This window comes from Occallatibacter sp. (assembly GCF_049510455.1).
Lineage (GTDB): Bacteria > Acidobacteriota > Terriglobia > Terriglobales > Acidobacteriaceae > Telmatobacter.
In genome coordinates, this window is the sequence record NZ_JBEKYX010000148.1 from 1 (window position 1) to 7,225 (window position 7,225).

The following is a 7,225-nucleotide window of genomic DNA, read 5'->3' on the forward strand; positions in this document are numbered from 1 at the left end:
GCTCCGTCATAGCCCTCGACCAAGCCATCGAAACGCTACTTCCTCAGATCACCGACCACAATGCCCAGGCTTGGTTCAGACTTCGATTCGGAAAGCCACAATAACTGTGAAAATGATCTAAGCAATTTCGATGTTTATGCAACTGCCGGCGGTCAAGACAAAGCTGTTGTCGAGCAGTTCACGGCGACGGTCGACGCTCTCGGGCAAATTGCCATCAGCTTCACGCAGGGTTCCGCGGACAATCCAGAAGTCGCGGGCATTGAAATCTTGGGATCGGGTACTCTGGGACAACCGCTGTCCGATGTCCTCGAAATCGATACCGGCAGAAGCACCGCGGTGTCGCCGTTTGTCGCAGACGAGGATTTCAATACCGGCAACGAAGCCAGCAGCAGCGCCACCATTGCGACCACCAACACGTCCATGCCTGCCCCGGCTGCGGTCTATCAGACCTGCCGATGGGTTTCGTCCTTCACCTACGCCATTCCCGGGCTCACCGCCGGGTCTACCTATGCGGTGCGCCTGCACTTTGCCGAACTGACCTTTGACGGATCGGGGGAACGTGTTTTCAATGTCGCAATCAACGGGACTAACGTCCTGAGCAATTTCGATATTTACGCGACGAGTGGATCGGCAAACCAGGCAATTACGGAGCAGTTCAATGCGGTTGCAAACAGTGCGGCCAGATCGTTATTGCCTTTACCGCTGGTTCAGCCGATAACCCCGAGGTCAACAGAATCGAGGTTCTCCGATAATCCTCGGGCTGGATCCGGAGGTTCGGCAAAACCGTGCCTCCGGACAACAGAGGAACAAGAGGCTCTCAGATTCTCAGTGATCCAGGTCGAGGCTATAGAGATTGCTTGTGCCCACCCTCGGCAGCACGAGCGGTTCATTGTTCGGGGTCAAACCGGAGAAGAAGTAGTTCTCTGCATCCTTAAGCTGGATGTCGGAGAGATCGGCAATCACCTGCTTTTCCCCGGTCGGAACGCTGAGACGAAGAATCGGTTGTTCGTCGCTAAGGAATGCATGGACATAAAGTGTCTTGCTGTCCCGGCTCCAAATTGGATCGGCGGCGCTGGTGTCGGCTAGCAGACTCCAGGTGCGGGTGTGCCAGTTGAAAAGCATCACCTTCTTTTGATCGAGCGACAAGGCTGCGATCCACTGTCCGTCCGGGGACCATCGCGGGCTGAACAGTCCATCGGAACCAGGGAGCACTTCGATCTTCCCACTTTGTAAGTCGAGCAGGTAGATTTCGCGCGGTCCAGGTTCTTTCCCCATTAGGTCAGGTTCGCGACCAAAAACGATCTGTTTTCCGTCGGGAGACCAGGTCGGATCTGCAACATTGTGATTCTCATTGAGCAGTGGCGAAAGGTCGCCGCCCGTGGCGCTCTCGATATAAATGGACCACGGATGTCCCAGTCTTTTGGCCATCAGTGCGAGCTTGGTCCCATCGGGAGACCAGTGCGCTGCAAAGACCTCGTAGCCGGACGGCGCCAGTTGCAGGCGATTCGAACCGTCCGAGGCGTGAGCCCTCCAGAGTCCTCCGTCAGAATCGGTCCATACGATCGAGGAGCCATCGGGCGAGTATTCGACTCGCGTCGCGCCCCGCAGGAAGAACGGTTCCGGCAGGAAGGCATGCTGTTTCTCATCCAAACGCCGCAGTTCAACGGATTCATCCGATCCCAAAAAGAATATCCGGCGGCCCGTGCGCGCAACTGTGGGTGAGAAATAGTGAATAGGTCCTTGTGTCAAGCGTTCGAGGATCGAGTGACCGAATGAGCGGCTAAGCTCCCAAAGATCGCTCCCATGCTCTCGATACATTCGAAATACGTAGCTCTTTCCATCGGGCGTCCAGACTCCGCAGCACATGTAGGTGTGATCGACTCTGAGCGCTGGTATAGGATTTGCTCGGTTGGCCCCGTTCGCAATCTCCCAAAGAGAGCTTGTGTGCGTCATTGGATCCACTATCGTGAAGCGAAGCAATTTTCCATCTGGGGACCAGCGAGGCCAGAATCCTCTTCCAGGGAGAGTGGCGATATGGATCAACTCGCCGTCTGCCAGGCGGACGGCGGAAAGTTCATTTCCAGAGGCATAAAGAATACTCGTACCATCCGGCATCCATGTGGCGGCATGTACCAGGATATTCCCTACTCGAAAGGCACTTCCACCTGCCGTGGGGGCCACCCACAATGGCTGCTCAGTCGCCGAATTGGGACGGCTCAGAAGGAGCAATCTACTGCCGTCTCGTGAAACGTCGGCGATCGAAACCGATGCCAGTTCCTCCGGGAGTGGCACAGGCCGGAGATTGCCGGTGTCGATCGAAATAGCCGCCAGTTGGGGTTTACCGTTGACGCGCGCCATAGCAAAAATGGATGCCCCGTCCGTAGCGAGGCTCGGCAAGTTTTCGGGGCCCGGCGGTCCCTCCGAGATAGGACTTCCATATGTGATCTGGTCAATTTCCGGACTTTCCAGCGTGGGATGGTACGCCAAAAGCCCTAGAAGGAGAATGAATTGTCCCAGGATTACCCCACACAGCGCGATTACGCGGTATCTAGACAGCCAGCGGCCGGTAGCCAAAAACAAATTGACCCACTTTGGCACGGCAGATTCCGTCTGTAAAGACATAGTGGATGCTTCGAGCGGGCGAGGAGCCAATGCGGAATTCTCATCCGGCTCTGACAGATGATCGCTCACCGGGACTGGAATCAGAGGGTCGCGCGCTGGCTGCGTGAGAATTGTAATTGTCGCGACAAATCGGTAACCCCGTTTCGGCAGGGTCTCTACATACCTTGGGTTTTCCGCAGAGTCGCCCAGGGCATCGCGAATCTTGTTGATCGCCCCGGCAATAGCACGCTCGAAATCGACGTTTGTGTCCTTGCCCCACAGTCTTTCTTGGAGTTCGTCTTTAGATACAACTTCCCCGGCTCTCTCGATCAAGGCGCAAAGAACCTTGAACGGTTGTGCAGGCAAATGGATACGCAGGCTGCCTTTCCACAGTTCTCCTGATTGCAGATCCGCCTCGAAGCGGCCAAAAGCAATGCGATTTGTCTCATCGAGAAGCGCCATTGGGAAGCCCTTATCAGCAAACGAACCGGAACTCTCAACCAGGATCAAGTATAGACTTAACTCCTAAGCCAATCAATCTAATAGGCTTATCCATCAATAAAAAAACAAGACATAAAGAGGGTGAAATCCATTGAATCAACCCATCCCAAGGTCCAAGGTTCTCAATTGTCCTCCTGTACTAGTCGATTTCTGTAACGAAACAGGAGGGAGAGAGGCTAAATGATAAACGCAAAATCACAAGAAGGTTCAGCTCGCAGGACCATCCTGCGAGCCTTGCAGATGCTGACGATCACGCTGATTTTTGCCAGCGCTTTCGTTCACCAGGCAGTGGGGCAGTCGGAATCAGGAAAAGTAGTCGGTACTGTGACCGATCAGACCGGGGCAACGGTTTCCGGAGCAACGCTCACCCTCACAAACAATGAAAACGGCCTCGTGCTGACAGCCACATCGAACGGCGCGGGAGAACTCAATCTTCCGGCCGTGCCGCGTGGTGTCTATACCGCGAAAATATCGGCTCCTGGATTCCAGTCACAGTCCCAATCCATCACGGTGACGGTCACCGAGGTACAAGGATTGCAATTTAAGTTGACGCCGGGCGCGGTCACGACTTCGATTGAAGTCACAAGCGCTGCGCCATTGGTCAATACGTCGAATGCCACCCTTGGGGAGACGATTGAGTCGAAGCAGATTACCGAGCTTCCCTTGAACGGCCGTAACATACTTAATCTGACGTTGCTCACCCCGGGTGTGACGACAGGGGCTAATGTCGAGAATGGCCAGGACACAATTAACCGCTACAGCGACTCGGGCGGCGGCCAACTCTCGGCCAACGGCACACGCGCCCAGGCGAACAACTTCATCCTGGACGGCGTGGACAACAACGATGGTTTGCAGAACATCATCGTATTCTTCCCTCCGGTCGATGCAACCGAGGAGTTCAAAGTCGATACGAACGTGGCGCCTGCGCAATATGGCCGCGCCGGCGGCGTGTTCTTGATCAGTTCCATCAAGTCCGGCACCAACCAGTTCCACGGGTCGGCCTTCAACTTCAATCGCAGTGGCAAATGGGCGGCGAATCCCAACTATCAATTCCTGGACGCCTCCGCCACACCAAATCCTCCTTTCCGGCGCAACCAGTTCGGAGGATCCGTGGGGGGGCCTTTCTTCAAAAACAAGCTCTTCGGGTTTGGCGACTATCAGGCTACTCGTGCCGATTATCCCGACGGCTCCGGGTTTGACACAGTTCCGACTGCGCTTATGCGCCAGGGGAACTTCTCCGAGCTACTCTCCGCAAGTGCTCCTGGATCGGGCGGAGTCGCCGGCATCGGCTATACAACCGGAGATTACACGGCATTTCCCCATTGCGTACCCAATAACGGCAACCTGAACAACAATCTGCCCGCAAACAGCCTGGGACAGATCTACGATCCCGAGACCTGCTCGCCCTTCCCGGGCAACATAGTCCCCTCCAGCCGCCAAAATCAAGCGGCCCTGAATTACTTCAATGCATTCCCGATGCCAACCCGGACAGATCGCGTTCTCAACAATTATCAATACGCGGTCCAGGGTGGTTACAACTTCAACACCTTCGATGTTCGCCTCGACTGGAATCGTACGGACCATGACCTGTATTTCGCGCGCATGTCGTATGACAGCTCAGATAACTTCAACCAATCGGACTTTGCGCAGGTGCCGAACGAACCTGAATTGTCAGTCAACGGCAACAAAAACTATACCCACGCACGTGGTTGGGTACTTGGAAACACTCACACCTTCTCGCCCACAATCGTCAACGAAGCACGTATCGCCTATACCCGCGATAACTATGGCTTCCAACCAAGCAACATAGGGGATAATGTTGCCAAAGACCTCGGAATGATCTATCAGCCCGGCCTGGCTGGGGCATCTGGCGGCCCAATCATTGGCGCGTCTGGCAGCCAAATAACATACACCGGCGATTATGGCTTGTTTGCGACCCCTCAAAACACCTATGAAGTGACCGATACCCTCAACCTCATTCGAGGTGCTCATTCGATCAGCCTCGGCGGCACGTACCTTCGCCGCCAGGTGGAATTCTTCCGCCCCATTTCCGGAAAAGGTTTCTTTGGCTATGCCGGAAACGGAACGGACTTCACAGGATATGAGGTGAGCGAAATGCTCGCCGCCTTCGCGGACTATTATTCGGTCGGTTCCCAGAACGGATACTTCGCGGAGATCAGTCAGGAAGATGGACTTTTTGTCCAGGATGACTGGCGTGTCAATAAACGGCTCACCCTCAACTTCGGCATCCGCTGGGATGTGTTGACGTGGCCCTCCGAGGCGCACAATCAGAATGCCGCGTTCAATGTCGAGACCGGCCATGTGATGTTGGCTGGCCAGAACGGCATACCCAACAGCATCATCAACCAGGATTACGGCAACTTCGCACCCCGTGTCGGATTTGCCTATGATCTGCTGGGAAACGGCAAGAGCTCCCTTCACGGCGGATACGGCATCTTCTACTTTCCCGATTACGGGGGCATCAGCAACCAGTTAGGCCAGCAGCAACCGTTTGGCGGAAGCGTCGGCTTCAACACCTACTCCGGATATTGCATTGCATTAACCGGAATAGCAAACCCCGGCGGCACGCCGAGCGGCTCCTACGATTGTCCCTACACTGCGAATGCGTCAGCTCCATATAATGGGCAGCCAGAGCCCGGTTTCGTAAACTTCAACCCAGACAATCCTTCCAGCACCTACAACGGCCTTGCCGTCAATCAGAACAACAATCACAGCATGATGCAGGAATGGAACCTGCAACTCGAACATCAGCTCAAGTCGAATAACGTGGTGAGCGTGGCGTATGTAGGCACCCATGGCAGCCGGCTCTCGACTTACTATACCTACAACACCTACTTACCCGGGGTAACGACGAAGCCGTTTCCAAACATTGGGGGCATCTCGCTCGATGACTACGACGGCAGTTCCAATTACAACGGGCTGCAGGCGCACATTGAGCACAGAGGCACCTACTTCACTGCCACTGGATCGTACGCGTGGTCACACACGCTCGACAACACTGTGAGCGCCTACAGCGGTACGCCAGAGTCCTTTCTTGTCTATGGCGACCAGAAGGTTAACTATGGCAATGCAACTCAAGATGAACGGCACATCTTCAGTGGATCGTTTGTCGGCTATCTGCCCTTCGGCCGCGGCAAAAAGTTCGCCTCAAACGCTCCGCGCGCCTTGGACGCGGTGATCGGCGGATGGCAGTTCAATAACATTCTCCTTCTTCAAACTGGCCAGCCGGTCGATCTTACTTCGGCAGGCAGTGCGAATCCTGGTGGCAATCGTCCTGACCTCATCGCTCCGATCAGCTATCCGAAGAGCATAAGCGGTTATTGGTTTAACCCAGCTTCCTTTTCCAGTGCTATTCCCACCATCCTGGCGACGGATGGATCGGGAAGCAGCGTGTTCACGCGCATGGGAACACTCGGCCGGAACCAGGTTTTCGGTCCCGGCTATAGAGTTGACAACTTCGGCTTGCAGAAGAACTTCCAGATTATGGAAGGCAAGATTCTGGAGCTACGTGGCGACGCCTTCAACATAACCAACACTCCAAACTTTCAGAACCCTGGCAACAGCCAGGGTGACCTCAGCACCTTTGGCGTAATTACTGGGTACAAGGGACAGCCCCGTCAAATTCAATTGGCGGCTCGTTTCGTGTTCTAACCAACAGGGCCGCGGACAGATCCCCGGAAGGCGGTGGAGCTGTCCGCGGTCATCCCCCTTAAAAGGCGCGATTCCGAGCGATTCCGCTCGCGCGGAGAAGTGCTTTGTTGATCGTCCAATCGTCCACTCAACAAACTCAAAGAGGGTACACCTTGCGAACCGTTGGTATGAATCATTTGCTGCTCGTAGCAACCACTCTCGTGGCCATGGGCAATTTCGTCGCTGTTGCCCAAGAGCCCGCCTCAGCGGCGGATGTGTCCGAATCCGCGAGGCCATCGCCCGACCGTAGTGCTCCTGAATGGCTCCGTTCCGGCCTGATCTATGAAGTATTTCCGCGCTCCTTTTCGGCCGATGGGAATTTGAATGGCGTAACCGCCGGGTTAGATCGGCTGAAAACTCTCGGCGTCACAGTCGTTTGGCTCATGCCCATCCATCCCGTGGGGCAGCTCAA

Annotated in this window: 3 protein-coding genes and 1 pseudogene; 3 read left to right on the forward strand and 1 reads right to left on the reverse strand. The window is 55.2% G+C overall.

From position 1 onward, the window contains the following. Positions 1-60: 60 nt before the first annotated feature. Positions 61-603 (forward strand): annotated as a pseudogene (locus ABSG47_RS19600) (malectin domain-containing carbohydrate-binding protein); the annotation flags it as partial. A gap of 222 nt (positions 604-825) precedes the next feature. Here the strand turns inward: ABSG47_RS19600 and ABSG47_RS19605 are convergent. Then, on the reverse strand, positions 826-3,111 hold the full coding sequence (locus ABSG47_RS19605; RefSeq protein ID WP_424171826.1) for a winged helix-turn-helix domain-containing protein: 2,286 nt from the start codon (positions 3,109-3,111) through the stop codon (positions 826-828). Between the two features lie 171 nt (positions 3,112-3,282). Here ABSG47_RS19605 and ABSG47_RS19610 point away from each other — a divergent pair, with 171 nt between their 5' ends. Further along, a complete protein-coding gene (locus ABSG47_RS19610) occupies positions 3,283-6,774 on the forward strand; it encodes a TonB-dependent receptor (RefSeq protein ID WP_424171829.1) in 3,492 nt (1,163 codons plus the stop codon). 167 nt (positions 6,775-6,941) lie between these two features. Next, the coding region (locus ABSG47_RS19615) for an alpha-amylase family glycosyl hydrolase (protein ID WP_424171832.1) at positions 6,942-7,225 on the forward strand (284 nt) is incomplete at its 3' end.